23 protein-coding genes are annotated in these 26,667 nt (G+C 68.1%); 11 read left to right on the forward strand and 12 right to left on the reverse strand.

What is annotated here, in order from left to right:
• Positions 1 to 279 precede the first annotated feature (279 nt).
• A complete protein-coding gene (locus ACLJRL_RS26865) occupies positions 280 to 1,542 on the forward strand; it encodes a DUF222 domain-containing protein (RefSeq protein ID WP_410659067.1) in 1,263 nt (420 codons plus the stop codon).
• 856 nt (positions 1,543 to 2,398) lie between these two features.
• On the opposite strand, the gene ACLJRL_RS26870 is transcribed toward ACLJRL_RS26865, so the two are convergent.
• From ACLJRL_RS26870 to ACLJRL_RS26895, 6 genes are read right to left on the reverse strand one after another with little or no spacing between them, the layout of a single operon-like run.
• Positions 2,399 to 2,743, reverse strand: coding sequence for an MmcQ/YjbR family DNA-binding protein (locus ACLJRL_RS26870; protein ID WP_410659068.1), 345 nt, complete (start codon positions 2,741 to 2,743; stop codon positions 2,399 to 2,401).
• 54 nt (positions 2,744 to 2,797) lie between these two features.
• Positions 2,798 to 4,252, reverse strand: coding sequence for an o-succinylbenzoate--CoA ligase (gene menE, locus ACLJRL_RS26875; protein ID WP_410659069.1), 1,455 nt, complete (start codon positions 4,250 to 4,252; stop codon positions 2,798 to 2,800).
• Between the two features lie 10 nt (positions 4,253 to 4,262).
• Positions 4,263 to 5,594 carry an MFS transporter gene (locus tag ACLJRL_RS26880; protein WP_410659070.1) on the reverse strand — a complete coding sequence of 444 codons (1,332 nt, stop codon included), beginning with the start codon at positions 5,592 to 5,594 and terminating at the stop codon, positions 4,263 to 4,265.
• A 13-nt stretch (positions 5,595 to 5,607) separates the two neighbouring features.
• Positions 5,608 to 6,060 (reverse strand): MaoC family dehydratase, encoded by a 453-nt coding sequence (locus tag ACLJRL_RS26885; RefSeq protein ID WP_410659071.1) that lies wholly within the window; start codon positions 6,058 to 6,060, stop codon positions 5,608 to 5,610.
• Positions 6,061 to 6,067: 7 nt separating this feature from the next.
• Positions 6,068 to 6,949, reverse strand: a complete 882-nt coding sequence (locus ACLJRL_RS26890) for an amidohydrolase family protein (protein WP_410659072.1) — start codon at positions 6,947 to 6,949, stop codon at positions 6,068 to 6,070.
• A 1-nt stretch (position 6,950) separates the two neighbouring features.
• Positions 6,951 to 7,856 (reverse strand): SDR family NAD(P)-dependent oxidoreductase, encoded by a 906-nt coding sequence (locus tag ACLJRL_RS26895; protein ID WP_410659073.1) that lies wholly within the window; start codon positions 7,854 to 7,856, stop codon positions 6,951 to 6,953.
• 98 nt (positions 7,857 to 7,954) lie between these two features.
• On the opposite strand from ACLJRL_RS26895, the gene ACLJRL_RS26900 reads away from it, so the two are divergent.
• Genes ACLJRL_RS26900 through ACLJRL_RS26915 form a run of 4 tightly spaced genes read left to right on the forward strand, consistent with a single transcriptional unit; the run spans position 7,955 to position 11,472 of the window.
• Complete coding sequence (locus ACLJRL_RS26900) at positions 7,955 to 8,791, forward strand: PaaX family transcriptional regulator C-terminal domain-containing protein (protein WP_410659074.1); 837 nt, start codon at positions 7,955 to 7,957, stop codon at positions 8,789 to 8,791.
• A gap of 33 nt (positions 8,792 to 8,824) precedes the next feature.
• Positions 8,825 to 10,228 (forward strand): thioester reductase domain-containing protein, encoded by a 1,404-nt coding sequence (locus ACLJRL_RS26905; RefSeq protein WP_410659075.1) that lies wholly within the window; start codon positions 8,825 to 8,827, stop codon positions 10,226 to 10,228.
• Positions 10,229 to 10,277: 49 nt separating this feature from the next.
• Complete coding sequence (locus ACLJRL_RS26910; RefSeq protein WP_410659076.1) at positions 10,278 to 10,718, forward strand: class I SAM-dependent methyltransferase; 441 nt, start codon at positions 10,278 to 10,280, stop codon at positions 10,716 to 10,718.
• A 10-nt stretch (positions 10,719 to 10,728) separates the two neighbouring features.
• Positions 10,729 to 11,472 (forward strand): glycosyltransferase family 2 protein, encoded by a 744-nt coding sequence (locus ACLJRL_RS26915; protein ID WP_410659077.1) that lies wholly within the window; start codon positions 10,729 to 10,731, stop codon positions 11,470 to 11,472.
• On the opposite strand, the gene ACLJRL_RS26920 is transcribed toward ACLJRL_RS26915, so the two are convergent.
• Positions 11,457 to 12,071, reverse strand: coding sequence for a TetR/AcrR family transcriptional regulator (locus ACLJRL_RS26920; protein WP_410659078.1), 615 nt, complete (start codon positions 12,069 to 12,071; stop codon positions 11,457 to 11,459). The two genes, ACLJRL_RS26915 and ACLJRL_RS26920, sit on opposite strands and share 16 nt — an antisense overlap.
• A 100-nt stretch (positions 12,072 to 12,171) precedes the next feature.
• Between ACLJRL_RS26920 and ACLJRL_RS26925 the strand changes: the two genes are divergently transcribed.
• Positions 12,172 to 13,584 carry a cytochrome P450 gene (locus ACLJRL_RS26925; RefSeq protein WP_410659079.1) on the forward strand — a complete coding sequence of 471 codons (1,413 nt, stop codon included), beginning with the start codon at positions 12,172 to 12,174 and terminating at the stop codon, positions 13,582 to 13,584.
• A 25-nt stretch (positions 13,585 to 13,609) separates the two neighbouring features.
• Here ACLJRL_RS26925 and ACLJRL_RS26930 read toward each other — a convergent pair whose 3' ends face one another.
• Positions 13,610 to 14,326 (reverse strand): helix-turn-helix transcriptional regulator, encoded by a 717-nt coding sequence (locus ACLJRL_RS26930; RefSeq protein WP_410659347.1) that lies wholly within the window; start codon positions 14,324 to 14,326, stop codon positions 13,610 to 13,612.
• Positions 14,327 to 14,461: 135 nt separating this feature from the next.
• Here ACLJRL_RS26930 and folE point away from each other — a divergent pair, with 135 nt between their 5' ends.
• Both folE and ACLJRL_RS26940 read left to right on the forward strand, forming a co-directional pair.
• The gene (gene folE / locus ACLJRL_RS26935; protein ID WP_410659080.1) at positions 14,462 to 15,058 is read left to right on the forward strand and encodes a GTP cyclohydrolase I FolE; all 597 of its coding nucleotides are present in this window, start codon (positions 14,462 to 14,464) and stop codon (positions 15,056 to 15,058) included.
• A 36-nt stretch (positions 15,059 to 15,094) separates the two neighbouring features.
• The gene (locus ACLJRL_RS26940) at positions 15,095 to 17,548 is read left to right on the forward strand and encodes a P-loop NTPase fold protein (protein WP_410659081.1); all 2,454 of its coding nucleotides are present in this window, start codon (positions 15,095 to 15,097) and stop codon (positions 17,546 to 17,548) included.
• Here the strand turns inward: ACLJRL_RS26940 and ACLJRL_RS26945 are convergent.
• The gene (locus tag ACLJRL_RS26945) at positions 17,497 to 18,237 is read right to left on the reverse strand and encodes a flavin reductase family protein (protein WP_410659082.1); all 741 of its coding nucleotides are present in this window, start codon (positions 18,235 to 18,237) and stop codon (positions 17,497 to 17,499) included. The two genes, ACLJRL_RS26940 and ACLJRL_RS26945, sit on opposite strands and share 52 nt — an antisense overlap.
• A gap of 258 nt (positions 18,238 to 18,495) precedes the next feature.
• Between ACLJRL_RS26945 and ACLJRL_RS26950 the strand changes: the two genes are divergently transcribed.
• Complete coding sequence (locus ACLJRL_RS26950; RefSeq protein ID WP_410659083.1) at positions 18,496 to 20,565, forward strand: AMP-binding protein; 2,070 nt, start codon at positions 18,496 to 18,498, stop codon at positions 20,563 to 20,565.
• Positions 20,566 to 21,059: 494 nt separating this feature from the next.
• Here the strand turns inward: ACLJRL_RS26950 and ACLJRL_RS26955 are convergent, their stop codons facing one another.
• The gene (locus ACLJRL_RS26955; protein ID WP_410659084.1) at positions 21,060 to 21,218 is read right to left on the reverse strand and encodes a hypothetical protein; all 159 of its coding nucleotides are present in this window, start codon (positions 21,216 to 21,218) and stop codon (positions 21,060 to 21,062) included.
• Between the two features lie 286 nt (positions 21,219 to 21,504).
• On the opposite strand from ACLJRL_RS26955, the gene ACLJRL_RS26960 reads away from it, so the two are divergent.
• Entirely contained in the window at positions 21,505 to 22,482 is a 978-nt protein-coding gene (locus tag ACLJRL_RS26960; protein WP_410659085.1) for a GlxA family transcriptional regulator, read from the forward strand.
• Positions 22,483 to 22,563: 81 nt separating this feature from the next.
• On the forward strand, positions 22,564 to 23,556 hold the full coding sequence (locus ACLJRL_RS26965) for an alpha/beta fold hydrolase (protein ID WP_410659086.1): 993 nt from the start codon (positions 22,564 to 22,566) through the stop codon (positions 23,554 to 23,556).
• 241 nt (positions 23,557 to 23,797) lie between these two features.
• On the opposite strand, the gene ACLJRL_RS26970 is transcribed toward ACLJRL_RS26965, so the two are convergent.
• A complete protein-coding gene (locus ACLJRL_RS26970; RefSeq protein ID WP_410659087.1) occupies positions 23,798 to 24,745 on the reverse strand; it encodes an Acg family FMN-binding oxidoreductase in 948 nt (315 codons plus the stop codon).
• A 128-nt stretch (positions 24,746 to 24,873) separates the two neighbouring features.
• Positions 24,874 to 26,616: a GAF domain-containing protein gene (locus ACLJRL_RS26975; RefSeq protein WP_410659088.1), complete on the reverse strand. Its 1,743-nt coding sequence runs from the start codon at positions 26,614 to 26,616 to the stop codon at positions 24,874 to 24,876.
• Positions 26,617 to 26,667: the final 51 nt, after the last annotated feature.

The raw sequence follows: 26,667 nt of genomic DNA on the forward strand, positions 1-26,667 counted from the left end.
CCAACCGACTCGTCGGCATCCTCCACGGATGCCTCAAAACCCACACCCACTACAACGAAACCACCGCCTGGGCCCACCACACCACCATCGCCGCTTGACAACCAAAACCCAGGGATGTCTTCACGGAATCCTGGTCACCACGGTGGCCCGGTGCCAACAAGTCGTCACGAACCGCGAAACGGATTACTGGCCGAATCACCCTTTAGTGTTATCCGCGCCAATTCATTGTTGCAGATAATTACGAACACCTGTTCGACACAAGTGCTGTATTGTGGAGGGGTGTCCGAGACCTCCGTCCTTCCCCAACTGCCGCAGGAGTTGTGGCGTGCCGGGAAGTTGGAGCTTGCCCACGGGGTGACGGAGGCGGTGGCGTTGATGCGTGCCGCGTCGGCTGTGTTGGGCACGTACCTTGCGGAGATCGAATCCCGTGGCGCGAAAGACTTGTACGGGTATGCGAGCACGAAGATGTGGCTGGCGGATGTTGCGCGGATCGCTCCGGCTGATGCGAAGAAGGTTGTGGATCGCGCGGTGGCGCTGAACCCGACCCGCGCTCTCGATGGCACCGAGGTTCCGCCGCTCGCACCTGCCACTGCGGCGGCAGCTGCGGAAGGCGCTGTCGGGGAGCAGCACATCGACCAGATCATCGGAGTGCTGAAGCGGATCCCCGCGCATGTGTCGGTCGAGAACCGTGAGGCCGCGGAGAAGATCCTCGCCGATCTCGCCCGCGACGGAGGGCCTTCACAGATCGCACGTGCTGAGGCAGGCCTGCTGGCCTGGCTGGACCCAGACGGCAGCGAGCCGAAGGACCCCGAGCCCGTCCAGCCGCGCCGGGAGTTGAGGTTGCACCGTCGTAAGGACGGGTTCTGGAAGCTCACTGGCCTGCTGGATGACGAAGCAGGTGCGCGGACCATGGCTGCGATCGAGGCCTACGCCAAGCCGCGGCCGGTCGACGAGTTCGGCCAGGCGGACCTGCGGACCGTCTGGGAGCGTCAGGGCGACGCGTGGGTGGATCTGCTCGACCTGGCGATCGCGAGTCCTGACCAGCCTGGCACTTGTGGCTATCGGACGATGGTGCATGTTCTGGTCGGCTTCGAGGAACTGAAGACTGGTCTCGGGACCGCGAGTGTGGACTTCGTGGGTCAGATGACCGCCCGAGAAGCACGGATGGCCGCCTGCGACTGCTTGATGCTGCCGATCGCCATGAGCGCCGCCGGGGAACCCCTCGATGTGGGACGGATCAAGCGGTTCGTCACCCCCGGCCAGCGGAAAGCCTTGAACGCCCGCGACCGGGGCTGCTCGTTCCCTGGCTGTCAGCGGAGGCCGAAGCGCTGTCACGCTCACCATATTCATCACTGGGCAGACGGCGGGATGACTGACCTCCGCAACCTCTGCCTGCTCTGCAGCTTCCATCACCGGTTGATTCATCACGGTGATTGGGAGGTCCGGATGACGATGGACGGGTTACCGGAGTTCATCCCACCCCAATACCTGGACCCGCTACAGGCCCCGAGGCGCAACACACTGCACCGCGCCCTCGTTTGACCCGAGGAGCCCGCCAGCCACACCGGCGACGGGCTCCTCGGCATGCCCGAATACAAGAAAAGACCCGCTCCCGCTCAGCGTAGGCCTGGGGGTTACCTGCGAGCGGGAACGGGAGCTAAAGGGCCGGGCCGGGCGAACCGGTATTCCGTACCGACACCCTCTATAACGCACCAACACCACAAACGTTCCCGAACAACCACCACGAACAAACGTGACCCACGTCAACACACGAACGCACTAGCGGCGCGCCCTGAACAACATGAAGGGCTCCTATACCCGCATGCAACGCGACGAAAGGAGCCTTCAGCCCACCCAAATCCACGGTGAGCACAAGAAAAGACCCGCTCCCGCTCAGCGTAGGCCTGGGGGTTACCTGCGAGCGGAAGCGGGAGTTAAGGGTCGGTACGGTGGGCCGCCTCTCGGCGAGTGGCACGACACGGCTCCGGCCGAACCGGTATTCCATGAAGGCGGAGTTTGAGGCCCGGAGGCACCATCCGCACCGACACTCCTTATAACGCACAGCCGTCAGGAATGTTCCCGAACACCCGGAGAGTAACGAAGTGACCTACAACTCCCTCAGCAAACAACAAACAAGAAAAGGCCCCGCTCCCGCTCAGCGTAGGCCTGGGGGTTACCTGCGAGCGGGAGCGGGAGTTAAAGGGCCGGTACGGTGGGCCGCCTCTCGGCAAGTGGCACGACACGGCTCCGGCCGAACCGGTATTCCATGAAGGCGGAGTTTGAGGCCCGGGGGCACCATCCACACCGACACTCCTTATAACGCACCAACACCACAAATGTTCCCGGACAACCACCACGAACAAACGTGACCCACGTCAACACACGAACGCAGTAACCCTCAACAAGGCGGCGGAACCTGCTCGATCAGCTCGTCCGGAGCGGACAGCCGCCAAGCCTCGTAAACCAGTTCGGTCAGCTCGTCGGACTCGATGCCGTCGAGCTGAACGACCACCCAGCCGAAGCCGCCGGCGGTGAACTGCACCTCGAAGACATCAGGGCGCTCGGCCACGAGGGCGAGCTGCTCCGACAACGTCTGCTTCAGCCCGACGGTCTGGGTTCGCGGCCAGAAGTACCCGAACCGCTTGCCGCGCACGCTGAACGACTCCCACTCGGACGCGTCGGAGCGCTCGACGTCGGCGAGCGCCTTCAGCATCCGGTGGAACTCGGCACTCGACACACTCACCCTGAACCCCCAAGAAACTCGGCGGCCCCAGTGTAAGCGGACCGGCCGACAACATCAGGAGCCCGCCCGCAGCGCGGCTTTGCGCACCTTCCCCGATGCCGTCCGGGGCAGCTCGTCGACGAACTCGAACCGCACCGGCACCTTGTACTTCGCCAGCCGTCCGAGCAGGAACTCCCGTAGTTCGTCGCTGCCGACGTCCCGCGTGAGAACGACGTAGGCGCAGCCGACCTCACCCCATTTGCCGTCCGGGACGCCGATCACCGCCGTCTCGGTCACCGCCGGGTGTTCGAACAAGACGTTCTCCACCTCGGCCGGGTACACGTTTTCCCCACCGGAGATGAACATGTCCTTCAGCCGGTCGACGATCCGGAAGTGCCCGTCCCCGTCGATCGTGGCGAGGTCACCGGTGCGGAACCATCCGTCCTCCGTGAACGCGGCAGCGGTCGCGGCGGGATCGTGCCAGTAACCGGGGGTCACGTTCGGCCCCTTCACCTGCACTTCCCCCGGCCCCGCGTCCCCGGTGTCCAGCCGGACGTCGGCGAAGAACACCGGCACGCCCGCCGAACCGGCCCGGCCTTCGCTCTCGCGTGCCTCCAGGAACGTCACGCCGGGCGCGGTCTCGGTCATCCCGTAGCCCTGGCAGAAGACCAGCCCGCGCCGCTGATACGTCCGCACCAGCTCCTCGGGCACCGCCGCGCCGCCGCACATCACGCTCCTCACCGACGACAGATCGGCCGAGTGCCATCGCGGTGAGGCCGACAGCGCGGCGTACATGGTCGTCACGCCGAACATCCACGTCACCCCGTGTCGCTCGATCAGGTCGAAGCAGTCATCGACGTCCCACGACGCGGTGATCAGCGCGCAGCCGCCCTTGACCAGGGTGGGCAACAGGGTCTGCGCCAGCGCGGCGATGTGGAAGAGCGGCGCGGTGACCAGCGCGACCTCGTCACCGCCGACGTCCACCCCGATCAGCAGGTTGAACGTGTTCCAGAGCAGGTTGGCGTGGGTGAGCGTCGCGCCCTTGGGCCGTCCCGTCGTACCGGACGTGTACAGGATCACCGCGACGTCGTCCGGCGCCACCGTCGCCTCGGCCGGAAGGTCTCCGGCCGAGGCGAGCCAATCTTCGTAGTCCTCCAGCGCGATCATGTGCGCTGTCGCCCCTTCGGCCACCTTCGCCGTTTGAGGCGCGTGGATCAGCACCGTGGCGCCGGAGTCGGCGAGGATGTGCTCGATCTCCGGCGTGGTCAGCCGGAAGTTGAGCGGGACGAAGATCGCGCCGAGTGACGTCGTCGCGAACAGGGTCTCGACGAACGCCGGGTGGTTCGGCCCGAGGTAGGCCACCCGGTCCCCTTGCCGCACCCCGGCCGCGTGCAGCCGCGACGCCAGCTTCGTGATCCGCTTGGCCAGCTGCGCGTACGTCGTCGGTTCGTCTTCGAAGAGCAGCGCGGTCCGCCCGGGCGAGATCCGCGCGCGGCGGGCGGGCCAGCTGCCGATTCCCTCGTCGGGCATCTCCGGTCTCCTATTCGACGGCTTCGGCGGCTTCGGCGGCCACGGGCCGAGCCGGGCGGGTCTCGATCAAGTCTCGCCGGTTCGTCTCCTTCAGCGCCAGCACGCAGCCCGCCGAGAGCAGGCAGAACGCCGCGATCGTCCAGGACACCGCCATGGTCGAGGATCCGCCCGACCCGCGCTGGAATTCGGCGAAGAGCACCGGCGCGAATCCGGCGCCGAGACCGGCGAGCTGATAGCCGAGCGAGGCACCGGTGTACCGGTTCTCCGTGGCGAACAGTTCGGTGTAGAGCGCGGCCAGCGGCCCGTACATCATCGGGTGCAGCACGCCCTGCCCGATGACGAGCGCCAAGACCAGCAGGGCTCCGCTGCCGCTGTCGACGAGCGGGAACAGGAAGAACCCGTACACCGCCGTCACCACCGCGCCGATCAGCACGATGGGCCGCCTGCCGAACCGGTCCGAGAGCGCGGACCAGCCGATGATCCCGACCACGGCGAAGGCGGATGAGATGGTGAGCGCGTTCAACACGGCTTGCCGCCCGTGCCCCGCCTGAACGCCGTACGCGAGCACGAACGTCGTCAGCGTCGCCTGGACTACGAAGGCGGCGAGGCCGACGCCGACTCCCAGCAACAGGGTCTTCGGCTGGTCGCGGAGCACGGCCACCAGCGGGAAGCGGCGGCGCGGTGCCGTCGTGTTCGCGGCCAGGAACGCCGGTGTCTCCTCGACGCGGGCCCGGACGAACAGTCCGATAGCGAGCAGCACGACGCTGAGCAGGAACGGGACGCGCCAGCCCCACTCGAGGAACGCCGCCTCGCCCGTGATGGCCACCGTCGCCGTCATCGCGACGGTCGACAGGACCATTCCGCTGGGCGCGCCCGCGTTCGTGAAGCTGGCCCACAGGCCGCGCCGCGACGTGGCGTGTTCGGCCGACATCAGGACCGCGCCGCCCCATTCGCCGCCGACCGAGATGCCCTGCAGTACCCGCAACAGGACCAGCCCGACCGGCGCGACGGCACCGATCTGGCCGTAGGTGGGCAGGAGCCCGATGAGGAAACTCGAGACGCCCATCAGCGTCATGGTCATCACGAGCATCCGTTTGCGGCCGAGCTTGTCGCCGAAGTGGCCGAAGAGGATGCCGCCCAGCGGCCGCGCGAGATACCCGGTGGCGAACGTGCCGAAGCTGGCGACCGTCGCGAGCGCGGGATCGAGGTTGGCGAAGAAGACCTTGTTGAACACCACCGCGGAAGCCGTGGCATAGAGCAGGAAGTCGTAGTACTCGATCACGCTGCCGAGGTAGCTCGAAGCGACCGCTCGGCGGAGCTGGACGTTGCGGTGGGGGCGCATGGCTTTCACATCCTCAGGCGTAGTGCCGGTAGACGGCCCGCGCGACGCACGCCGGTTTGGTGGAACCGTCGAGTTCGATGGTGAAGTCGAGGACCATCTGGACCCCGCCGCCGATTTCGGTGACCTCGGCGACCTTCCCGGCGAGGCGGATCTTGCCGCCGACCGGGACAGGGCTGGGGAAACGCACCTTCTCCAACCCGTAGTTGACGCTCATCCGCACTCCGGAGATCTCCAGCAGATCGCTGAAGAGCGGGATCAGCAAGGAAAGCGTCAGGTATCCGTGCGCGATGGTGCCGCCGAACGGGCCCCCGGCCGCGCGTTCGGGGTCGACGTGGATCCATTGGTGGTCATCGGTGGCGTCGGCGAACCGGCCGATCCGGTCCTGCGTGATCTCCAGCCAGTCGCCGTGGCCGAGGTCCGCGCCCGCCAGGGCCTTGATCTCCTCGATGCCGTTCGCGTGGGTCATGGTTCTCCTAGTCCGATTTGACGAGACCGAGCAGCTTCGCCGCGTTGTCCTTGAGGATCTTCGGGCGGACTTCGGGTTTGATCTCCAGCTCGGCGAAATCGGCGAGCCAGCGGTCCGGGGTGATCACCGGGTAGTCGGAGCCGAACAGCACCTTGTCCTTCAACAGGGAGTTGGCGTACCGGACGAGTTGCGGCGGGAAGTACTTCGGCGACCAGCCGGACAGGTCGATGTGGACATACGGCTTATGCGTCGCGACCGCCAAAGCCTCGTCCTGCCAAGGGAACGACGGATGCGCGAGAATGATCCGGAGTTCCGGGAAGTCCACCGCGACGTCGTCGACCAGCATCGGATTCGAGTACTTGAGCCGGATCCCGCCGCCACCGGGGACTCCGGCGCCGATGCCGGTCTGCCCGGTGTGGAACAGCGCGGGGACCTCGAGTTCCTCGATGGCCTCGTAAAGCGGATACGCCATCGGGTCGTTCGGCGCGAAACCCTGGAGGCTCGGGTGGAACTTGAACCCCCGGACGCCGTACTCCTCGACGAGCCTGCGCGCCTCGCGGACGCCCGCCTTGCCCTTCCACGGGTCGATGCTCGCGAACGGGATGAGGACGTCGTCGTGCTCCGCGCAGCTCTCGGCGACTTCTTCGTTCGCGATCCGCGGATGGCCGGTGGCGTGTTCGGCGTCGACGGTGAACACCACCGCGGCCATCTTGCGTTCCCGGTAGTACGCCGCCATTTCCGCGATGGTCGGCTGCCGGTGCCCGTGTGCCTTGAAGTACTCCTCCGAGGCGCCGAACAGCGCCGGGCTCAGCGAACCGTGGCCGTCCTTCGAGATCTCGGCGTGCGTATGGACGTCGATCGCGACCAGTTCGTCGATGTCGATGGTCATGTCACGGCCCCTTCGGCGCGGGGATGCCGAAGGTCTCCGGCGTCGCGCCGACCCCGGCGTGCCACGAACCCGCGATCCCGTCGGCGGTCCAGCCGCCGTCAGCGAAGTCGGCGGCCTTCTCCTGAGGGTGCGCCCAGAGCGCGAGCCGGTCGCCGCCGATGCCGATCGCCTGCCCGGTCACGCCTTTCGCCTCGTCGGAGGCGAGGAAGACGACGAGCGACGCGGCGTCCTCGACCGTTCCGAGTCCTTCGTCACGGCGAAGCCACGCGGGGAAGGGTGTTCCGGTGCGCTCGGCCTCCTCGATCACCGGCGCGAAGGCCGGGATGGTGCGGGTCATCTCGGTCGCGGCGACCGGGACGACGGCGTTGACCAAGATCTCGGCCTTGGCCAGTTCCATCGCCCAGGTCCTTGCCATGGCGGCGATCCCGGCCTTCGCGGCGGCATAGTTGGTCTGGCCGAAGTTGCCCCGCTGGCCCGCCGGCGAGGAGATCAGGATCAGTCGTCCGCCGTCGCCCTGTTCCCGCATCCGCACCGCGGCGGCCCGCGCGCAGGTGAAGGTGCCGCGGAGGTGGACACGCACGACGTCGTCGAAATCGTCGTCGGACATCTTCCACAGCACCCTGTCCCGCAGGATGCCAGCGTTGGTGACCATGACGTCGAGGCGGCCGAACCGCTCGACCGCCGTGGAGACCAGCCTGTCGGCGGTCGCGGTGTCACCGACCGGAGCGACCACCGGGACGGCCCGGCCGCCCGCCGCTTCGATCGCGTCGACGGTCTCGCCGGCGGCGAGACCGTCGACGTCGTTGACCACGACGGCGGCGCCCGCCGCGGCGAGTGCCTCCGCGTAGGCCCGCCCCAGTCCGCGGCCGCTGCCGGTGACCACCGCGACCTTGCCCGCCAAATCCATGGAGCCGTCCTCTCGTCGTCCGTTGCCGGAATCAAAGTAAGTCACATTTACGACGCCAGTCAAGATTCTGCCCAACATCATGCTCTAAGCTGCTCTCCGTGACCGAAGACGACACCGCACCCGGCCAGGCACACCGGCCGCAGTCCCTGATGCTCAACTTCCTGGGCCTGCATGTGCTCGGCCACGACACCGCCGTCTACTCCGGCAGCGTGATCGACGTGTTCGCCCGCGTGGACGTCTCCGAAGAGGCGGTGCGCTCGACGCTGACCCGCATGGTCGGCCGCGGCCTGCTGACCAGGCAGCGCCAGGGCCGCCGTGTCTACTTCGGACTGACGGCCCGCGCGTCCGAGGTACTGGAGGACGGGCGGCGGCGGATCTGGGAGACCGGCGCGGTCAACCGCGATTGGGACGGCACCTGGACACTCGTCGGCTACTCCTTGCCCGACAGCAGGCGCAGCGACCGGCACGATCTGCGCAACCAGCTCGTCTGGGCGGGTTTCGGCCTGCTGCAGAACGGTTTGTGGATCGCGCCGGGTACCAGGGACGTCACCGCGATCGCCGGTCCGCTCGGCCTCCTCGACCACGTCACCGTCTTCACCGCGCACGAGGCCAAGCCGACGGAATCCGCCGACCTGGTTCGCAAGGCCTTCGACATCGACGCCATTTCCGCCCGGTACCACGCTTTCCTCGACCGCTGGGACACGCCGAACCCGATCCCTTCGGCCCCGGACGACCTGGCCCGCCGCCTGTTGCTGCACACCGACTGGCTCCAGGCCGTCCGCCAGGATCCGCACCTTCCCGCCGAGCACCTGCCCGGGGACTGGCCCGCCATCCGGGCGGAACAGGTCTTCGCGCGGCTCGACGAGCGGATCCGGGACGCGTCGGCACGGCTGGCGGGGGAAGTCCTGGATGTGGTGAGTGTCGACGACGCTTAGCTCGCGCTACCCTCGAACCCAGGGGGTGGGATCATGGTGCGATCCGACGACGTGGCGTTCTGGCGGCAGCACCTCGCCGACCTGCCCGATCCGGGTCACCCCGCGCTGGCGGGCCTGTTCGCCGAAGTGCTCGAGCGAACCCGCGTCGGTCCGGACGCCGATTTCTTCGACCTCGGCGGGCATTCCCTGCTGGTCGCCCGCCTCCTGTCCCGAGTGGACAGAGAGTTCGGCGTCCGGATCAGCCTGAGCGACTTCCTCGCCACGCCGACGGTCCGTGCGCTGGCCGCGCTGATCGACCGCGGTGCGCGCACCACCCAGGAATTCGCCGCCGCGTCGGACAGTGCTCTGCCCCCGGGTATCGAGTTCCCGCCGACGGTTCTCCCCTGCCCCGCACCGGAGCGAGTGCTGCTGACCGGTGCCACCGGGTTCGTCGGCGCTTTCGTGCTCCGGGAGCTACTCCGGCAGACGACCGCCGAAGTGCTCTGCCTCGTGCGGGGCGAACCGGCGCGGGATCGGCTCACCGCCGTCCTGCGGTCCTACGAGATCGACGTCGACGAGACCCGGATTTCGGTGGTTCAAGGAGACCTCGCGCTGCCCGGTCTCGGCCTGGACACCGCGGCGAGGCAGGACATCGCGGAGACCGTGGACTTCATCGTCCACTGTGGAGCGTTCGTGCATCACGTGTCCCCGTACGCTCGGCTGAAGCCGGCCAACGTCGACGGGACGCTCGAACTGGTACGCCTGGTGGGACAAGGGCGGCCGAAGCGGCTTCACCACGTGTCCACAGTGTCGGTGTTCAGGAGCGGCACGATCACCGAGGACTCCCCCATCGACCGCGAACGGCATCCCGTCGGGGACGGCTACGCGGCCAGCAAATGGGCGTCGGACATGGTGGTCCTCAAGGCGATCGAACGCGGTGCCGCGGCGCGGATCCACCGCCTCGGGTGGGTTTGGGCGGAGACCGCGACGGGAGTTGTCAGCCCGGACGATCTGTTCTGCCGGGTCCTGCTCACCTCGGCCGCACTCGGCTGCCATCCCGACGATCCCTTGATGCGCGCCGGACTCCTGCCCGTCGACGTCATCGCCGAGGCCATCGTCACGTCGGCACTGCAGGACGACCAGCCGGGAACGGCCAGGCATCTGCACCCTCCCGGCTCGATCGGGCCGGACGCGTTCCTGCGGATATACGGCGAATCCGAACCCGTCCCGCTCACCGAATGGCTGCGGCGGACGGCCGGGCGCGAACTGCCGATCCTGCCGTATCAGCGCATGTTCGAGGAGTACACCCGGAATCCCGTCACCGCCGGCCTCGGCTTCCGCAACGACCACACCCTGGCCGTCCTGGCGCGGCTCGGCGTCGACGTACCGGAGATCGACACCGCGATGATCACCGCCTTCTGGCGGCGCCTGGAACAGCAAGGCCTCCTCGACCGGTGAGCCCGTCTACGATGCCCAGGGAGATCCACTCGATCCGGGGAGCAGCGAAATGGACCGGCCGGCCACCGCCGAAGAACTGTTCGACGCCATCGGTTCCGCCTACGAGGACGCGTTCGGCCGCCCGCCGGTGATCGGCAAGGCGGTGCGGCACCTGCTCGACGTGCTGCCGTCGTCGTCGCGGGTCCTCGACATCGGCAGCGGGACCGGCCGTCCGGTCGCCGAGGATCTCGCCACCGCCGGGCACCGGGTGACCGGGCTCGACGTCTCGTCGGTGATGGTCGAGGTCGTTCCGCGGGACGAGGAGAACGCGCCGGTGGAGTTCTTCGGCCGCACCATCCACATGACCAGTTTCGCGCCGGAAGACCTCGTGCGGCGGGTCGAAGCGGCCGGGCTGGCGGTCACCGGGACACATGCCGAGATCTTCACCGCGGACGAGCCGGGAACGCCACCCGAGAAGCACCTGCTGATCAACGCCCGACGGCCGGTCTGAGGTCGCCTCGATGCCCGTCATCAGCGTGATCACCCCGGTCCACCCGCCGAGCCTCCCCTACCTCGCCGAAGCCCACGCATCCCTGGCCGCACAGGAACTCCCGGACGGGTGGACGTGGGAATGGCTGGTGCAGGAGGACGGCGAGACCGGCCTGCTCGACGACGTCCTCCCTGACGAAGAACGGGTACTGCCGGGTTCCGGCCGCCAGGGCGGGCCCGGGGTCGCACGGATGCTGGCGTTGTCCCGTTCTTCCGGGGAACTGATCAAGGCGCTCGACGCCGACGATCTGCTGGCGCCGGGCGCGCTCGCGCGCGACATCGCCGCGCTCGAGGATCCCGCGATCGACTGGACCACCTGCCGTGTCCTCGATCTCCTGCCGGACGGGACCACGGTCGGTTTCGACACCGATCCCGAGGAAGGGCCGATCGAGCGCGGCGCGATCCTCCGGCACTGGCAACGGAACGACTACCTCTCCTCCGTGGTGGCCGGGACGCTCTGTATCCGCCGCGGCCTGCTGTTGGAACTGGGCGGCTGGATGGCGCTGCCCGCCTCCGAGGACACCGGGCTGATCCTCGCCGCGAACGCTTCCTCGGCCGGCTATTTCGTGGCCACCTGCGGGATGTACTACCGGAAGTGGGACGGCCAGGTCACCAGATCCGCGGCACACAACGACGCCGCGGAACGGCTCTCGAGGATGAAGCTGATCGAAGAGCGGGCCGAGACCATCCTGGCCGGTCTTCATGGCCGGACCTGAACGTCCGGCGACGCGGCTACGATGTCGAGCAACGCCTTCGCGCACAGATCGCGGGTCTGGTCCCGGGTCAGCCGGCGGTACTTGAGCCAGTCGAGACAGACCGCCACCACGAAGGCCAGCCAGCCTCGGACGGTCACCCGCAAGGTCTCCGGCGGATCGCCGTCCGGGCACAGGACCGCCAGGATCCGGCGCCCCTGTTCGGCGAAGTTCCGGTCGAGGATCTCGCGGACGTCGTCCACCGCGATCGCCGTGCCCGAATGCAGGGCGCGGTAGCCGTCCTCGTTCGCTTCGACGTAGCGGAGATACGCGTCGAGACCCGCCATCAACTGCGCCGCGACCGGCAGTGTGGGATCGGTCCGGGTCATCTGGAGCAACCGCTCGCCCTCGGCCTTGATGACCTCGGTGACGAAGTCCCGTTTCGTCGGGAAGTAGTGGTAGAGCAGCCCTCGGGAGACCTCGGCGATGTCCGCGACCTGCTCGATCCAGACGTCGTCGTACGGCCGGTCCGCGAACAGGCGGGCACCGATCCGCAGCAGCTGTTCCCGCCGCTCGGCGGTACTCAGCCTGCTGCGGGGCCTTCCTGAAGTACTCGGCGCCATCCCTCCATCGTACTTACTTGACACGAGTTCAGTAACGGGCCACTCTCGCTATTGGATGTCGATTCAACAGCGCCGTTTCATGCTCACCAGGAGGGTCTCGATGGCCACCGCGCTCCCCCATCCCCCACGCCGGATCCCGCTGATCGGCGACGTCCTCGGCGTCTCGCCGAGGACCCCGGTCCAGGACTCGATGCGCCACGCCGCAGAACTGGGCCCGATCTTCGAGCGCAAGGTGTTCGGCCGCGAGATCGTGTTCGTCCACAGCGCCGAAATGGTCGCGGACCTCTCCGACGAGAAACGGTTCGCCAAACACGTCACGCCGGCGATCTCGAACCTGCGCCCGCTCGGCGGCGACGGGCTGTTCACCGCGCACAACGAGGAGCCGAACTGGCGGCGCGCGCACGAGATCCTCGCGCCCGCCTTCAGCCGCAACGCGATGCAGCGCTACCACCCGACGATGCTCTCGATCACCCGGGAACTACTGGACACGTGGGACAGGGGCGGCCAGGTCGACGTCTCGGACGACATGACGAAGCTGACGCTGGAGACCATCGGGCAGACCGGGTTCGGCTTCAGCTTCGCTTCCTTCGAACGGGCCGAGCCGCATCCGTTCGTCGCCGCGATGACCCGGACGCTCCGCCACGCCCAGCGGACGGTGATCCAGCCACCGCTCATCGGCCCGCTCCTCAACCGGAAGGCGAACCGGCGCAACGAGGCCGATCTCGCCTTCCTCCGCTCGGTCGTCGACGAGGTCGTCGAGGCCCGCCGGAACGACACGAGCACCGACGACCTGCTCGGCCTGATGCTGAACACGACGCAGCCGAGCACCGGCGAGGCGCTGGACCAGGTCAACATCCGGAACCAGATCATCACCTTCCTCATCGCCGGGCACGAGACCACCTCGGGCGCGCTGTCTTTCGCCTTGTACTACCTGGCACGGAATCCGGACGTCCTCGCCCGCGCGCGGTCCGAAGTGGACAAGGTCTGGGGCGAGAATCCCGACCCGTCCTACGAAGAGGTCGCCAAGCTCCGCTACGTCCGGCGCGTGCTCGACGAGGCGCTGCGGCTCTGGCCGACGGCGCCCGCGTTCGCCCGCCAGGCGCAAGTGGACACCGTGGTCGGCGACTGCTATCCGATGAAGAAGGGACAGTGGGCACTCGTCCTCATCCCGGCGCTGCACCGCGATCCCGTGTGGGGTGACGACCCCGAGTCGTTCGACCCCGACCGCTTCGCCCCGGATCGCAACCGTGCCCGGCCCGCCCACGTCTACAAGCCGTTCGGCACCGGGGAACGGGCCTGCATCGGACGCCAGTTCGCGCTGCACGAGGCGACGCTGGTGCTCGGCATGCTGCTGAGCCGGTACGACCTGCGCCCCGACCCGTCCTACGAACTCAAGGTGCAGGAACTCCTGACGCTGAAGCCACAGGGTTTCAAGCTCGACGTCTCACGCCGGGAGCGCACACCGGCGGCGGTGACCGGCGCGGCACAGGAAGGAGTGCCGGAGACCGCTTAGGCTTTCCGAGGGGAGGTCAAAGCTTCTACGGAGCCTGCCGCAGCTCCACGCAGCATTCGGCCGCGCCGGGAGCGAGGACCGCCTCCACGTTCCCGGCGCGCAGGCCGGTCAGGAAACCGGACAGGAACGCGTGGTTGATCCCGCAGACCAGCTCCGGCGCCTCGGCCGCCAGCGGGTGGAACGGGCAGTTCCGGAGCCGGACGCAGGTCGAGGTGTCCCGGCTCGGCTCGAAGCCGTAGCGGCCTAGCATTCCTTCGGCCACGGTGAGCGCGCGTTCCACGCCGAGCCTGCCGGGCCGCGTCCGCGCGCGCTCTTCTTCGCCCGCCGCGAGGCCGCGTTCCCCCGCGACCCGGATGACGGCGTCGCGTGCCGTCTCGCCGGTTCCTTCGGCGAGCACGGCCTCGGTGAGGATTCCGGCGAGGATCTCGTGCCGCCGCGCGGGAATCTGCACCCCGATGGCCTCGCCGACGGGTTCGTAGACCTTGGGCTTGCGCCCCACCCGGACCACCGGCCCCGCCGCGAAACCGAAGGTGAGGAGCCCCGCCTCCACGAGCTTGTCCAGATGGAACGCGGCGAGTTTGCGGGAGATCCCGACGGCGGCGGCCGCCTCGTCCCGGGTGACCGGCCGCCGCTCTCGCCGGGCATAGGCGTACATGCCGCGCCGCAGATCGTCGTCGAGCGCCGCGACGGCGGCGATGGAAGGGCCGTCGAGGCCGTCCGGCACGGACACTGTCACGTACACCACGATATCGCCTATCTCAGCTGTCGGAACGCCCAGAGCCAGGGATCTAGCATGTAGGCTGACCCGGTAGAGGGTAAAACGCCAACGATCGTTAGTCGAATAGATCCCGGGATCGCGTTCCGCCTAGGAGGCCGTATGTCCACTCCCGCCTTGCGCGTCGTGCACGAACCCGGGACGGGACCGGACCTGGAGGCCGCCGAGGCCGCGGCCGCCGATTTCCTCACCGCACTGGGTATCTCGCTGGATTCGGAGAGTCTTCGCGGTACCCCGGGCCGGATGGCGCGTGCGTACGCCGAGCTCTTCTCTCCGCGGTCCTTCGACCTCACGACCTTCCCCAATGACGAGGGCTACGACGAACTCGTTCTGGCCAGGGGTATTCCGGTCCGATCGGTCTGCGAACACCACCTGCTGCCGTTCGTCGGGGTCGCGCACGTCGGCTACCTGCCCGGCGATCGGATCCTCGGGCTCTCCAAACTGGCCAGGATCGTCGAGCACTTCGCCTGCCGCCCGCAGGTTCAGGAGCGGCTCACGAAACAGGTCGCCGACTGGCTCGACGAGCAGCTCGACCCTCGCGGCATCGGCGTCGTGATCGAGGCGGAGCACTCGTGCATGACGCTGCGCGGCGTCCAGGCCGTCGGTTCGAGCACCGTCACCTCGACTCTGCTCGGCACGCTGCGCGAAGACGCCCGTTCGCGCCAGGAGTTCTTCGCCCTCACCGGCATCAACGGCTGACGACGGGTTCGTCCGCGCAGGCCCTAGAATGCGCCAGTGCTGGTGCATCAGATCGACCCGTCGATACTTCTGAGGAACCAGCCGGCGGGTTCGGAACTTCGCCCGTACAAACCGCGGGACGGCGACAGACCGCTCAGGGCGGCACTCAGCAGCGCCGCGTTCACTCTCATCGTGTACGAGCACAATGCGGGAGCGCGGCGAACGGCCTACGAAGCGTTGCTCGCGGTTCACTCCTCGATGGAACTGATCGTAGAGCCGGAGATCGACGACCTGGTCCGGAATGGCGGTGGCGATCCGGCGGTGGTCTGGCTCGACCGGAAGCTGGCGGGATCCATCGGCGGCAAACTGGGGTTCCTGACCGCATGGCTCGCCAAAAGCCAGACTCGGCGAGCCCTTGGCTTGATCAGCGAAAGCGAGTACGAAAACCAGGAGTTGCGAGTCGGCATCGACCGGCTTCGCCCGGCGGTCATCCACCTCGGCCGGGAGCAGTCCCAGGCAGCACCGAGCGAAGCGACTCCCGATCCCTTCTCCGCGCACGTCGCCGACTACCGGCCCGACACCGACGAGGGTGTCGACCAGCTCGGCATCGGCCCCGACGTGCGCATGCTCGCCGATCTGGTCGCCTCGCGGATGATCACTCCTCCCCTGTCGATCGGCCTCTTCGGCAACTGGGGCTCCGGCAAGAGCTTCTTCATGCGCCAGATGCAGTCCCGCGTCCGCGAGCTCGCCGATTCCGCGCAGGAAGCCGAAGCCGAGGCCGGAGCGCACGGCAAAGCCATCTCGTCGTACTGCTCGAGTGTCCGCCAGATCAGCTTCAACGCCTGGCACTACAGCGAAGCAAACCTCCTAGCCAGCCTCGCCACCCATATCTTCGACAACCTCGCCGCGAGCGGCGCCGAGAACGACCTCCAGCGCCAAGCCGACGCCCTGGCGGAACGTCGCAAGACCGAGAAGACGCTCCTCGGCCGGCTCAGCGCCGTCCGCCTTGAACGCAGAACCCTGACCGCCCAACAAAAACAGGCGAAGCGGCGACGCAAGAAGCCACGCGAGTACGTCCGCGCGGTCTTCGACAGTCTCACCGAAGCGGACAAGGCATGGATCGCCGCGCGGCTCGGTGTCGACCGGCCGACGGCCGAGGACCTCGAACGTCTCGCGCAGGAGACCGGCGGGCTACGGTCGGACGTCGCCGAATTCTGGCGACGACTGCGGCAGGATCCGGTTCCGCTGCTGGTCTTGATCGGCGGGCTGGTGACGCTCCTGGTCGTCACGCTCCTCGTCGGCCGGTCCCAGGTCTCCGGCCTGCTCGGCGGGCTCACCGTGGTGAGCTCCGCGCTGACCGTCGTGCTGCGGATGCGGGCCAGCGCCGGCCGGATCCACCAGGCACTGGACAAACTCGGCGGACCGTCCAAAGAGGACGAGGACACCGAGCGGCGCCTGGCGGAGCTGGACGCCGAATCCGAGCGGCTCGAAAAGGCGGTCGCCGACCTGGCGCCGGGCCTGGATCTCGTGTCGTTCGCCGAGTCGCGTGTCTCGGACTACGTCGAGCACCTAGGCGTGGTCTCCTTGCTGCGCAAGGATCTCGAGACCTTCGCGACCATGCTCGCCGAGGTGCCGCACGGCCACGGGAAGATCGAACGGACCGTCCTCTACATCGACGACCTCGACCGCTGCCCGCCCAAGGTCGTCGTACAAGTCCTCGAAGCCATCCACCTCCTGCTGGCGCTGCCGGTGTTCGTCGTCGTGGTGGGCGTCGACCCCCGCTGGCTGACGAAGGCCGTCGAGCAGCACTACGCGCAGATGATCGGCGACGACCCGGAATACTTCGCCGAAAACTACCTGGAGAAAATCTTCCAAGTCCCGTTCACGTTGTCCCCCATGGACGAGCCAGGGTTCGCGGGGCTCGTGCGCGGCCTCGCCGCCACCGAGGGTCAGGACGCCACGCCGTCGCCCATCCCCGTCCCCGCGGCTCGGGCCACCGCCGTCGATTCGACGACGGCGGTGGCGCCGGCTCCTCCTCGCGAGGAAGCGCCGGAACCGTCGTCCGAGCAGTCCACAATAGACCTAAGACCTCCTCGCCTGGTGATCTCCGCGCCGGAACTGGACTTCCTGGCGTCCCTTTCCCCGCTCGTCCGCTCGCCGCGGGCCGCGAAACGGCTACTGAACCTGTACCGGTTGCTGCGGGCGCGCTTCGCCGGAGAGGAACTGGCCGAGTTCCTCTCCGACGGCACGCGCGAGGCACCGTTCCGCGCCGTGCTGGTGCTGCTCTCGGTGCTCGTCGGGCACCCCGACGCCATCCCCTGGCTGTTCGCCACCATCGACGGGGCGGATCCCGACGACAGCGCCCTCGAAATCGCCTCGTCACTCAACGACCACGAGTTGCGGCCGAAGCTCGAACGCGGCCTGTCCGGTGACTCGTGGCCGAAGCTGGCCGAGTCCTATCAGCGCTGGTTGCCCTTGGTGAACCGGTTCTCGTTCGCCCGCGACGACTGATCCCGCGAGCGCTCGATGTCCGGCCCGCGGTAGAGCCCCTCGGGGATCTGCGCCAGCGTCGAGGGGTGGACCTGCGGGCCGAGTCCGTAGAGCTTCTGGAAGCTCATGATCAGCGGCCGCCACCGGTCGGGATCGATCCGGTCCTCGGTGCCCGGCATCCGCACGGCGTCGTGGACGTGGACGCGCCGCACCCTGACCTCGAACACGAGCACCCCGCCGCGTTGCGCCTCGTCGTCTTCGGCGAGCGGATGGACCGCCTCGACGACGGCCTCCATCGTCACCGGGCATTCCGCCACGCGCGGCGGGCCGACCGTCTCCGAGCCGACCGGGGTGAACCCGGCCCGGCCGAACTTGTCGGGCTCGTGCCGGTAGCCGCGCTCGTACTTACGAGGCGGGACGGGATCTGATCCGGTGGTCAGCGCCAGCTCGTCGACGGCGGCCGCCAGATCGTCGGAAGGGAGATTCAGAACACATTCGCGGGTACGCATAAGGTTCTCCGCGGTCTTGGAACGCGCGCCGAGACCCAGCATGCCCCGCCAGCCGAGCCAGAACGCCGAAGACATCGGAGCGAGGTTCGGTGAGCCGGTTTCGTTGAGCGTCGAGAGGAGCACCACCGTCGTGCCGAAGTAGAGGATGCCGGGCTCAATACGGGTATGCGCGGTCGCTGCCGCCGGCGTAGTCACTGTCACGATTGCCAGCTTCGCCGCGCGGCACGACGAAGGCTGGCGTGAATCGGACGTCGCGATCAACCCTGTCGGCGGGACTCCTGGCGGCCACGGAAGGCCTACCATTTCCACGACCGCCTTCCTCGGGCGGCCGTGAACCCGGTGTCGTTCGGAGTATTGCGTACGGCCGATTGCTGGTAGGTTCGCCGAACTTGACCGTCGAAGGAGGCACCGGCAGCAGCCCGGTCAACACCCGAAACGCGCGTGGTGAGGCGAAATCGCATGCGAGACGATGTGGTCGAGGCGAGCTCGATCCTCGGGCATCCTCCCGACCAGGTTTGGGAAGTGCTCGGCGATCCCGAGTCATATTCACGTTTCGTCGCGGAGATCAGCTGGTGCGAGGTTCAGCAGCCGGCCGAACGCGGGCGCGGTCCTCGGTGCTTCGTCCGGCTGGAGCCGCGGTCGGGCAGGCTCGTCGTCGGTGAGATCGAAGCCAGGGTCTGGCGGCCCGCCGAGCACGTGGTCTGGTGCGGTGTCGAGAACGACGGCAACTGGGTCTCGCTCGAACTGCGAGGGCTGCCCGAGAACCGGACGGAACTCGTCGCGCAGCTGATGCTTCCCGCGCAGCACTCGCATCTGGTGTCCGCCGCGTCGTTCAAACGCAGTCTCCGCGCGGTGACCCGGCGGATCGACCTGCACCTGTCGGGCACCGCCGCGCCGCCGGACGAGGAACCCACGCACACCAAGGCCACGACGCTGCATACGGCGACCACCCTGATCAAGGCGGGCGTGATCGCCGCCGCTCGACCGGACAAGCTCGCGCGTCAGCTCACCTCTTTGTCCCAATGGGGCGCGACCGTCGCCGGTGGCTACACGGCCGCCGCGGCGCGCGCACCCGAAGACGTCGCGCTGCACGACGAACGCAATGTCCGGACGTTCAAGCAGGCGGCGGACCGCAGCAACCAGCTGGCGAACGCACTGGCACAGCGCGGAGTCCGCTCCCGCGACCGGATCGCCTTGCTGTGCCGAAACCACGCGGCGATGGTCGAGGCGCTCATCGCGTGCAGCAAACTCGGTGTCGACGCGATCCTGCTCAACACCGGGCTTTCCGCGAGCGCGGTCGCGGACGTCATCGGCCTGCACAAACCGGTCGCTGTACTAGCCGACGATGAATTCTCCCAGGTCATCGCCAACATCCCCGGCGACTTCATGCGACTCAGCACCTGGCCGGAGAGCGAGAACGGGTACCCGACGATCGATCAGCTGATCGCCGGAGCGCCCACGACCAAACTCAAGCCGGTGGACCGCATCGGCAGGCTCGTCGTCCTCACCTCGGGCACCACCGGAACACCCAAGGGCGCAAGGCGTCCGACTCCGAAGGGACTCGCGACCTCGGCCGCCATGCTCGACCGTATCCCGCTCCACACCGGTGACCGCTTCGTGGTAGCCGCGCCTCTGTTCCACAGCTGGGGCCTGGCGGGGATGCAGATCGGCATGGCGGTGCGCGCGTCGCTGTCGCTGATCCGCCGGTTCGACGCGGAAGAGATCTTGAGGACGATCGCCGAACATCGTTGCGGCGTACTGTTCGCCGTCCCGATCATGTTGCAGCGCATCCTCGACCTGCCCGAGCGCGTCCGTGCCCGCTACGACCTCTCGTCACTGCGCATCGTCGCGAGCAGCGGTTCCGCACTGCCGGGAACGATCGTCACCGAGTTCATGGACACCTTCGGCGACGTGCTCTACAACTTCTACGGCTCGACAGAGGTTTCGTGGGCGAGCATCGCCACCCCCGAAGACCTCCGCGCCGCACCCACGACCGCCGGCCGCTGCCCGCCCGGAACCCGCGTCGCCATCCTCGACGACGACCACAACCGTGTCCCGCCAGGCTGGGAGGGACAGATCTTCGTCGGCAACGACATGCTTTTCGAGGGCTACACCGACGGTGCCAGCGTTCCGCGGGCGGAAGAACTGATGGCCACCGGCGACGTCGGCTACCAGGACGCCGCCGGACGCCTCTTCGTCACCGGCCGGGCCGACGAGATGATCGTCTCCGGCGGCGAGAACGTTTCCCCTCGCCCGGTCGAGGAGGCCTTGGTCGCCCTGCCCGGTGTCCACGAGGCAGCCGTGATCGGCGTCCCGGACCGCGAGTACGGACAGCGCTTCGCCGCTTATATCGTCCCGAAACGCGGTGCCCGGATGAACGCCGAGGACGTGCGCGCGTATATCCACCGTCGGCTGGCACGGTTCGCGGTGCCACGGGACGTGCACTTCGTCGAGGAGCTGCCCCGGAATGCCACGGGGAAGGTACTGAAGCGGTTGCTGCGAGACGAAACTTGGCCGATCGACCAGTAGAGTCCTTTGTGGACCTTCGTACCGATTCTTGTCGGTGGTCGGTTGTAGGTTCGTTTCGTGGCTACCATCACTTGAAAGACGAACCCGGCTGGATCTACCGACTCGACCCCGATGGCACGTTGACCATCACCGCACCGACCGGGCAGACCTACCGCAGCACCCCACCACCACTGCACAACCCACGACCAGAACCCCCGCCGTTCTAGACCGTCGCCGAAATTCGGCAACGCGAAACGCTTTCGTACCCTTGCGCCCACGATCACCACCTGCAGGACGAGCGCGTCCGAATCCCAACGGCAAACTCACCCCTACCAGGCGGACTTACCGCTGCACGACCCACGACCCGAATCCGCCGTTCTAAACTATTGCCGAATTCCGGCAACACCTGCCCGGCGCCAGGTCACCGCACAACGGCAACCTCCGACCCGATCGAGCAGACGTTCGCCACCGGGCGGAGCAGTTCCGCTTCCGCAGACCTTCGGCAATGACGCCGTCTACCAGCGCACGCGCCCGTCGGCGAAGGTGCCGGCCAGGCGCATCACGATCAGTTTCGGGCCGGATTCCTTCGGATCTCCGGCCGTGAGCGACGCGTTCTGCTTCCCGAAGGCCTCAGCGGCCTTGCGGACACTGGACTTGGCATCGGCGCAGGCCACTGTGGCCGCCTTGTCGAACTCGTCGCCGAAGATGGCGAGGATTTGCTGTCGCTCAGCAGGAAACCGGGCGCCACGAAGGCCAGGATCACGAAGATGACCAGCACCAGCCCGCCACCGCCGGCGGTGAGCCCGATCATCAGGCAGGTCCCTGCTGCGGATACTGCGGACCCGGCTGTGGCCCGTGCGGATACGACATCGGTGGTTCCTTCCCCCAGTGGTCCGCATAAGGCGAACAAGCATCCCCAAACCTGCCATCTCGGCAATTCCCCCGCTCTAGACTCCGGTCATGAGACGGTTGGTCGTCGTGATCTTCAACGGGGCGTCGCTCGGTGCGATGTCCTTCGCGTTCGGCGTCTTCGACATGGCCTCGCATTTCGGGGAACTCCCCGACGTCGAGATCAAGGTCGTCGGCGGGGAACCGGACGCCGCGTTGCGTGGCGGCGGGCTGACCGTTCCGGTGCCCGAGGACCTGGACGCGGTCCGGGACGCGGATCTGCTGCTGGTCCCGAACTGGCGGTCGCCGATGGAGGATCCGCCGGAGGCCGCGCTGGAGGCCTTGCGCACGGCGCACGGCCGGGGTGCCCGCGTGGCCGGGCTGTGCAGCGGTGCCTTCGTGCTGGCCGCGGCCGGCCTGCTCGACGGCCGCCCGGCGACGACGCACTGGGCGATGGCGCCGTTGCTCGCGGCCCGCTTCCCGGCGGTCCAGCTGGACGAATCGGTCCTCTACATCGACGACGGCGACATCCTCACCGCGGGCGGTGGCGCCGCCGGGATGGACCTCGGTCTGCACCTGATCCGCTCGTGGTGCGGCGCCGAGGTAGCGAACCGGCTCGCGAAGGGCATGGTCGTCCCGCCGCACCGGCCGGGCGGACAGGCTCAGTACATCGAATCCCCGATGCCCGAACTCGACGAAGGCGACCCGGTTTCCGAGACGCTGGCCTGGGCGCTCACCCGGCTCGACACCGCGCTCCCGGTCGACGAACTGGCCAGGCGGGCGCATATGAGCAGGCGCAACTACGACCGCCGGTTCCGCGAGATCACCGGCGCCGCACCCGGCACCTGGCTCACCCACCAGCGGATCATCCGCGCCCAGCAGTTGCTCGAATCGACCGATCTTCCCGTCGACGAGATCGCCCGGTACTGCGGCTTCTCCTCCTCGGCCGCGCTTCGGCCCCATTTCCGGCGGCAGGTCGGGGTCACCCCGGCCGCCTACCGCGAAACGTTCGGGACCCGGATGGGCGTCCTCGAGCCGATGCTGTCTTGAATTGACGCTGTCCTAAAACCACCGCCGGTTGGCGAAAACACCGCTCACGGTCCGGGCTCCAGAAGGCTCAGGATCACAGGCATGACCACCGAAGACAGCCGTTCCTTCCTCAACCGCCGGTCCATGCTCACCCTGGGCGCGGGTGCCGCGGCCGCGATGGTGGCCTCGACCGGCACCGCCGCGGCAGCGCACCACGGCGCGCCCGGCGACGCGGAACTGGCCCGGTCCCTGCCCGGCGGCTTTCGTAGCGCGTATGCGCAGGTCAACGGTGTCCGGCTGCATTACGTCGCGGGCGGGCGCGGCGAACCGCTCATCCTGCTGCCGGGCTGGCCGGAGACCTGGTGGCAGTTCCGCAAGATCATGCCGGAGCTGGCGAAGCGATACCGCGTGATCGCGGTCGACCTGCGAGGCATGGGCGGTTCGGGCAAACCGCGCGACGGATACGACAAGAAGACGATGGCCCGCGACATCTTCGAACTCGTCCGCGGTCTCGGCTACCAGCGGGCCCATATCGCCGGGCACGACGTCGGTGCCATGGTCGCGTTCAGCTTCGCCGCCAACCACCCCGAAGCGACGAAGACCGTCACGGTCATGGACGTCGCGCACCCCGACGAGGGCCTGTACCAGATCCCGATGCTGGCTCCGCCCGGACAGCCGGTGCACGTCTGGTGGTTCGCCTTCAACCAGGTCGCCTCGCTGCCCGAACAACTGCTGGCCGGCCGGTCCCGCCACCTCGTCGACTGGATGTTCGACCACCTGCTGGCCGACCCGGCCTCGATCGGCGACCGTGACCGGGCGATCTACGCCGCCGCGTACGACCGTCCGGACGCGATCCGTGCCGGGAACGGCTGGTACCAGGCGTTCGGTCAGGACATCGAGGACCAGAAGGCCTACGGGAAGATCGCCGCGCCGATGCTGGCGCTCGCCTCGGAAATGAACTACGACTACTTCGCCGCGGTCCTGCCGTCCAAGGCGGTGAACGTCCAGGTGAAGAAGGTCTCCGGTTCCGGCCATTTCGTCGCCGAAGAACAGCCGCGGACGGTCATCGGCGAGCTGCAAGCCTTCCTGGGGTAGGGCTTATACCCCGAATCGCCCAACGATGCCCACCAAACGGACTAGTTCACTCGCTCAGGTGAAAGAGTCCGTCAGCCGTCATAGTCGCGACGAGGTGCCCTCTTCTCTGGTGTGTCGGTACCGGCCGGGCAGCCCCCCGAACGGTCGGTACCGACCATGGAAAACAGGTCAACCGATCAAGGCCTTGTACATCCACGCGCCGCGCTGCGCCGGCTCGGCGCGTGGAAAGGCCTGCCGGGGTTCAGATCAGCGCTCCGGATCGCCGGAGCATCACTTCTTCCGCCGGACGACGAGCCGTCATCGGCACCGGACGGCCGTAACCCAGCCTCAGCAGCGTGTGCGGACGGCCGAGATCGGCGAAGATCCGGTCCATCGCGCTCCGCGTCTCCGGTGTTTCGAACGGCCTGCCGACGAACGACGTCGTGAGGCCCGCGGCCGTCGCGGTCAGCAGTACCCTCTGCAACGCCATCCCCGCCCGGAGATCCGCCGCCGGCCCGCCGTCCGCGGTCAGGAGCGCACCCAGCAGCGGCTCGCCCTCGTCGGAACGCGGCTCGTGGGACTCCTGCACGGGGATGGCCTGCGGTGACGCGGAGGCCATCGGGATCCCGTCCGGAGCGTTCACCGTCCGGCGGGTCCACAACGCGATCTCCGCCTGGAAGGCGCCGTTGCGGGCCTGCGCGGATTCGGCGCGATGCACTGCGCGAGCGATGGCGTTCACCCGGTCGCCGCGGCCGAACAGTTCCAGCAGCCCGCCTTCGACGAGGGCGGCCGCGCGCATCGTCGTCCGGACATCCGAGGACACCTGCCTGCCCAGGAACTGCCGCCGGTTCGTGTGGCGGCGGAAGACGGCTTCGGCCAGTTTTCGTTCCGCCAACGAGGAGAACCGGTCACCGCCGATCCGGATGTCGGCGAGCAGCGTCGGTTCGTCGGGAGACGGAAGCATCCGCAGCGAGAGCGTCTTCCCGTTCGACCGGAGGGAAACGACCAGGTTGAACACCGCGGCGCCACACGAAAGCCGGGCCTCACGGGCATCCGGGTCGGCGATGCGGAGGACCCGGCCGCGGTCGAGCCACACCTCGATCCGGTCTCGGTCCACGACGAATCGCCAAGGCTGGGTGTTGAGCGGGGACGGCGCGCGGACGGCGGCCGCCACCGCCTGATCGACATGGGTGGGCAACGGGATCTTCATCGTGGACTCCCGGTGAGGAAGAGGTCGATCCACCTTCGGCCCGGTATCCGGCGAACGCAACGGCCGCCGGTCACGAATCCTGAGGACTTTCGCCCCCGATCGGTGGCCGTCCAGGAACTGAGCCGGCGTCAGCGCAAGGGGGCGGACCACTCGACCCGGGTGCCGCCGTCGGCGCGCGCCTCCACCAGGAACGTCCCGCCGACCCGCACCGCGCGGTCACGGAGGTTCCTCAGGCCGCCGACGGCGGTGGAACCCCCGTCGATCCCGGATCCGTCATCGGTGACGACGATCCGCAGGACGTCGTCCTTCACCGCGACGCTCACCGAGACACTGCTCGCTCCGGCGTGCCGGACGACGTTGGCGACCGTCTCCCGCACGACCGCTTCGGCGTGCTCGGCGAACAGCAGCGGCACCGAATCGAGCGGCCCGTACAGGCTGACCGTCGGATGGGTCGAGGTGTCGTCGGTGAGTTCGGTGATGGAGTCGTAAAGGCGGTGCCGCAACCGCACTCCGTGCTGGCCGGCCTCGCCTCCGTGGAGGTCGAAGATCGCCGTGCGGATCTCGTGCACGATCTCGTGCATCTGGTCGATGCTCTCGCCGAGTCTCCGCTGCAGCTCCGGGGAGCGCGCCCGGCGATGCGTGCTCTGCATGGCGAGGCCGACCGCGAACAGCCGCTGGATCACGTGGTCGTGCAGGTCCCTGGCGATCCGGTCCCGGTCGGCGAGGACGTCGAGTTCCCTGGCGGTGCGCTGTTGCGCGGCCAGCTGGAGCGCGAGCGCGGCCTGGTCGGCGAACGACGCGACCACCGGCAGCTGGGCGAGTTCGAACGGGACCGAGCCCGGATTCCGCACCGCCATCAGCACCCCGGCCGTGCGTTCCCGTGCCCTCAACGGAACCACCAGCGTCGGACCGAGCCGGAGCTCTCCCTCGTTGCCCAGCACCAGTTCCGGCACGCTGCGCGGAGTCCTGTCGCGGTAAACCGCGCCCGGGAGCGAAGTGGCGACGCTGATCCGCGCGCCGGTCAGTTCCTCCGACCGTGCCCCCGCGCAGACCGCGACCGTCAGCTCGTCGGCCTCGTCGTCGCCGCCCGCGCTGACGTCGAGCCTGCCGGAACCGGGCAAGGCCAGCAGGGTGATGTCGGAGCCGGTCAGTTCCAGTGCCCGGCTGGCGATCAGGTTGAGCGCGTCCACCGGGTCGGTGCCGCCCAGCAGTTCCGTGGTCACCTCGCTGTTGGCTGCCTGCCACTGCTGCCGGAGCCGGGCCTGTTCGTAGAGATGAGCGTTCTCGATCGCGATCCCGGCCGCCGCGGCCAGCGCCTGGACGACCACTTCGTCGTCGTCGGTGAAGCTCTCGCCCCGTTTTTCGGTGAGGTAGAGATTCCCGAACACCTCGTCGCGCACCCGGATGGGCACACCGAGGAACGAGCGCATCGGCGGATGGCACGGGGGGAATCCGACCGAAGCGGGATGCCGCGAGATATCGGCCAGCCGGACCGGTTTCGCCTCGTCGATGACGAAACCCAGCAGACCGTGGCCTTTCGGCAAATGCCCGATCTGTTGTTCGGTCTCGCCGTCGATCCCGAGATAGACGAATTCGGCGAGTGAACCGTCGTCCGCGATCACTCCGACCGCACCGTACGAGGCCTCGGCGAGATCGATCGCGGCCTGCACGATCCGCCGCAGCGTGGTGTCCAGTTCGAGCCCGGACGCCACGGCGAGCACCGCTTCGAGCAGGCCGTCCATTTTGTCGCGCGTGCCGATGAGCCGTTCGATGCGCTCCTGGAGATCCCGCAGGACTTCGCGAACCCGCAGCTGGGAAAGCGCGCCGGTGAGCCGGTCGTCACCTCCGCCGAGCCGGTCCTGAGCCGACATCGTGTTCCACCTTCGAAGATCTGGATCACTCGCGGCCGGGGACTTTCTCCT

Source organism: Amycolatopsis sp. lyj-112, assembly GCF_046549055.1.
GTDB lineage: Bacteria > Actinomycetota > Actinomycetes > Mycobacteriales > Pseudonocardiaceae > Amycolatopsis.

Excerpts from the sequence above, each read along its gene's own strand:
- ACLJRL_RS26905 (WP_410659075.1), top strand. The coding sequence starts at position 8,825 with ATGGTGCGATCCGACGACGTGGCGTTCTGGCGGCAGCACCTCGCCGAC.
- ACLJRL_RS26970 (WP_410659087.1), bottom strand. The coding sequence starts at position 24,745 with ATGAAGATCCCGTTGCCCACCCATGTCGATCAGGCGGTGGCGGCCGCC.
- ACLJRL_RS26915 (WP_410659077.1), top strand. The coding sequence starts at position 10,729 with ATGCCCGTCATCAGCGTGATCACCCCGGTCCACCCGCCGAGCCTCCCC.
- ACLJRL_RS26975 (WP_410659088.1), bottom strand. The coding sequence starts at position 26,616 with ATGTCGGCTCAGGACCGGCTCGGCGGAGGTGACGACCGGCTCACCGGC.
- ACLJRL_RS26895 (WP_410659073.1), bottom strand. The coding sequence starts at position 7,856 with ATGGATTTGGCGGGCAAGGTCGCGGTGGTCACCGGCAGCGGCCGCGGA.
- ACLJRL_RS26965 (WP_410659086.1), top strand. The coding sequence starts at position 22,564 with ATGACCACCGAAGACAGCCGTTCCTTCCTCAACCGCCGGTCCATGCTC.
- ACLJRL_RS26910 (WP_410659076.1), top strand. The coding sequence starts at position 10,278 with ATGGACCGGCCGGCCACCGCCGAAGAACTGTTCGACGCCATCGGTTCC.
- ACLJRL_RS26880 (WP_410659070.1), bottom strand. The coding sequence starts at position 5,594 with ATGCGCCCCCACCGCAACGTCCAGCTCCGCCGAGCGGTCGCTTCGAGC.
- menE (WP_410659069.1), bottom strand. The coding sequence starts at position 4,252 with ATGCCCGACGAGGGAATCGGCAGCTGGCCCGCCCGCCGCGCGCGGATC.
- folE (WP_410659080.1), top strand. The coding sequence starts at position 14,462 with ATGTCCACTCCCGCCTTGCGCGTCGTGCACGAACCCGGGACGGGACCG.
- ACLJRL_RS26925 (WP_410659079.1), top strand. The coding sequence starts at position 12,172 with ATGGCCACCGCGCTCCCCCATCCCCCACGCCGGATCCCGCTGATCGGC.
- ACLJRL_RS26950 (WP_410659083.1), top strand. The coding sequence starts at position 18,496 with ATGCGAGACGATGTGGTCGAGGCGAGCTCGATCCTCGGGCATCCTCCC.
- ACLJRL_RS26890 (WP_410659072.1), bottom strand. The coding sequence starts at position 6,949 with ATGACCATCGACATCGACGAACTGGTCGCGATCGACGTCCATACGCAC.
- ACLJRL_RS26960 (WP_410659085.1), top strand. The coding sequence starts at position 21,505 with ATGAGACGGTTGGTCGTCGTGATCTTCAACGGGGCGTCGCTCGGTGCG.
- ACLJRL_RS26885 (WP_410659071.1), bottom strand. The coding sequence starts at position 6,060 with ATGACCCACGCGAACGGCATCGAGGAGATCAAGGCCCTGGCGGGCGCG.
- ACLJRL_RS26920 (WP_410659078.1), bottom strand. The coding sequence starts at position 12,071 with ATGGCGCCGAGTACTTCAGGAAGGCCCCGCAGCAGGCTGAGTACCGCC.